4 protein-coding genes and 1 pseudogene are annotated in these 2,960 nt (G+C 71.8%); all 5 read right to left on the reverse strand.

Annotation, left to right across the window (positions count from 1 at the left end; translation table 11 throughout):
• A partial coding sequence (locus VHK87_RS00460; RefSeq protein ID WP_329632933.1) for an FAD-dependent monooxygenase occupies window positions 1-442 on the reverse strand: 442 nt, incomplete at its 3' end.
• 48 nt (window positions 443-490) lie between these two features.
• Window positions 491-1,774 carry a histidinol dehydrogenase gene (gene hisD, locus VHK87_RS00465; RefSeq protein WP_329632934.1) on the reverse strand — a complete coding sequence of 428 codons (1,284 nt, stop codon included), beginning with the start codon at window positions 1,772-1,774 and terminating at the stop codon, window positions 491-493.
• Between the two features lie 53 nt (window positions 1,775-1,827).
• Entirely contained in the window at window positions 1,828-2,220 is a 393-nt protein-coding gene (locus VHK87_RS00470) for an MmcQ/YjbR family DNA-binding protein (RefSeq protein WP_329632935.1), read from the reverse strand.
• Between the two features lie 3 nt (window positions 2,221-2,223).
• Window positions 2,224-2,655, reverse strand: a complete 432-nt coding sequence (locus VHK87_RS00475; RefSeq protein ID WP_329632936.1) for a DUF2948 family protein — start codon at window positions 2,653-2,655, stop codon at window positions 2,224-2,226.
• Between the two features lie 8 nt (window positions 2,656-2,663).
• Window positions 2,664-2,960, reverse strand: a pseudogene (locus tag VHK87_RS00480) (UDP-N-acetylglucosamine 1-carboxyvinyltransferase); the annotation flags it as partial.

Here is a 2,960-nt window from a genome sequence, read left to right on the forward strand (position 1 = left end):
TCAACTCGCCGCGGCGCCACAGGCCCCAGGTGTCCTTGGTCCGCTCCCGCACCACCTTGCCGCGATCCAGGATGATCGGGCGCAGGCCCATCTCGGCCAGGATCAGGCCGGCGAACAGGCCGCACGGCCCCGCCCCGATCACCACCGGCCTTAGCCGCGGCGCGGGCGGCGCGGCGACCACCGGGCGGTAGGCGGTGTCCGGCGTCGGGCGAACGTGCGTGTCGCGGGTCAGCCGCTTCAGCACCGCCGCCTCCTCCTTCACCTCCACATCGACGATGTAGACCTTCAGGATCGCGGACTTCCGGCGGGCGTCGTGGGCCCGCTTCCACACCGACCAGCGCACCAAATCCTCGGTGCGCACGCCCAGGCGCTTGGCGATCGCCGCCGGCAGCGCCTGGGGCGCATGGTCGAGGGGCAGCTTGAGTTCGGATATCCGGAGCATCGCGGCCTATTTAGCGGCTCGGGCCCGCCGGCGCATGGGGCTGCGGCGTCAGCCCCGCCCCAGCCGGATCGCCGCCGAGCGCGCGTGGGCGGGCAGGCCCTCCGCCTCGGCGAGGGCGACGGTGGGCGGGCCTAGGACTTCGAAGGCCGCCTGGTCGCATTTGATGATCGAGGTGCGCTTGATGAAGTCGAACAGCGACAGGCCCGAAGAGAACCGCGCCGCCCGGCTGGTCGGCAGCACGTGGTTGGAGCCGGCCACATAGTCGCCGACCGCCTCGGGCGCGTGCCTGCCCAGGAAGATCGCCCCGGCGTGGCGCACCCGGTCCGCCAGCCGCTCCGGCGCCTCGACGGCGAACTCGACGTGCTCGGGGGCGATCCGGTTCACCAGCTGCGGCGACTCCTCGAGCGGCGCGATGATCACCGCCCCATGGTCGCGCCAGGAGGCCGCCGCGTCCTCGCCGGTCGAGAGCGCGCGAAGCTGCTCGGCCAGCGCCGCCTCCACCTTCCCGGCGAAGGCCTCGTCGTCGGTGATCAGGATCGACTGGGCGTCCGGATCGTGCTCGGCCTGGGACAAAAGGTCGGCGGCGATCCAGGCCGGATCGTTGGCCCCGTCCGCCACGACCACGATCTCCGACGGGCCCGCCATGGCGTCGATCCCGACCACGCCGTAGACCTGCCGCTTGGCCGCGGTCACGTAGGCGTTGCCGGGGCCGACGATCTTGTCCACTGGCTGGATCGGTCCCGCCCCATAGGCCAGCGCCGCCACGGCCTGGGCCCCGCCGATCCGCCAGATTTCGGTCACCCCCGCCGCCTTCGCCGCCGCCAGCACCGCCGGCTTCAGGCCTCCCGGCGGCGTCACCATGGCGATCCGCTCGACGCCGGCGGCGGCCGCGGGCACGGCGTTCATCAGCACGGTGGAGGGATAGGCCGCCCGACCGCCCGGGACGTAGATCCCCACGGCCTCCAGCGCCGTCCACCGCCAGCCGAGTTCGACGCCGGCCTCGTCGGTGAACCGCATGTCCTGCGGCCGCTGCCGCTCGTGGTAGGCGCGGATCCGCAGGGCGGCGAAGTCGATCGCCTCGCGCACCTCGGCGGGGCACCGGGCCGCGCCCTCGGCGATCTCCTCGGCGCTCACCCGCAGCGTCGCTTCGGTCAGGGCGGGATCGTCGAATTTGCGCGCGAACCGCATCAGGCCCTCCAGGCCCTCCGTGCGCACGGCGTCCACCACCTCGCGGACCACCGCCTCCACGTCGGCCGGCATGCCCCGCCGCTCGTCCACGAAGGCCGAGAAGCGGTCCTGGAAGTCGGGGTCTGAGAAGCGGAAGCGTCGCATGCGGCGCTCTTTATCCGCCCTGGCGGCCGAACGCCACGCGCCTTGATCGCGGATCAGCCTGCCGGACCGCCCGCCTCCACCAGCCGGCCCAGCTTCTTCGGCGCCACCGCGCAGTAGCTCTGCCGCAGCCAGGCCTTGAGCGTCGGCAGCTCCGACAGGACGTCGTCGTCCGGGCCGAAATGGGCGATGGCCCACTGATGTTGGCGGTACCAGCCGCGGCTCTCGCGCACGAATGGAAGGTCCTGCACCATCTCGAAGGAGATCGGCAGCTTGACGGTGATGGTCAGCGCATCCTCAGGCTCGGCCTTGTCGCCGAAGATGCAGAACATTCTCCCCTTCACCCGCAGCACCCGGGTGAAGGCCCAGCCCAGGCCGGTATCCGTCTCCGGGAAGGCCAGGCCGTAGGCGGTGAGCGCCGCTTCCGCCTGCTGGTGCGGCGTGGTCACCGCCTACACCTCGTGCGCCGGCGTCCTGGGCGTCGGCCATGGCTCGGATACGTCCGCCAGCACCACGTCGATGCACTCCACCTCGGCCTTGAGGTCGGCGTCGCCGGCGAAGCTGAAGACGACGCTGCCGCCGGGCGCCTCCTCGCCGGGTTCGAAGGTGACGGCGAGGATCTCCACCACCGCGTCCTTCACCCCGCGCTTCAGCTTGCGGGACTTCACGCTCAGCACTCCGCCGAGTTGCAGGCCGCTGCGGACCCGCTCGCCGCCGGCCTCCCAGCGGTAGCGGTTGAAGGCCAGCGTCAGGCGACGGGCGTTGGCCTCGAAGACGATGTCCCCCAGCTTGACGACGGCGTCCTGCACAGCCGCCGAGATGATCGCCAGGTCCTCGGCGTCCTGCGCCAGGAGACGCAGCGGCGGCGCCTTGGAAGCTGCCATGCCTGCCCCTATTCCTCCATCTCGCCGTCACCCTTGAGACGGCGCACTTGGGCCCCGCAGGCGCCCAGCTTCTCTTCCAAACGCTCGAAACCGCGGTCCAGGTGATAGACGCGGCTTACGACAGTCTCGCCCTTGGCGGCGAGGCCCGCGATCACCAGGCTGACGGAGGCCCGAAGGTCGGTCGCCATCACCGGCGCGCCGTTCAGCCCCGACACGCCCCGCACCCGCGCCTCCCCGCCCTGAACGGTGATGTCCGCGCCCAGCCGCGATAGCTCAGGCGCGTGCATGAAGCGGTTCTCGAAGAT

Origin of the sequence: Phenylobacterium sp., assembly GCF_036263695.1 — a bacterium.
In the GTDB taxonomy this organism is placed as follows: domain Bacteria; phylum Pseudomonadota; class Alphaproteobacteria; order Caulobacterales; family Caulobacteraceae; genus Phenylobacterium.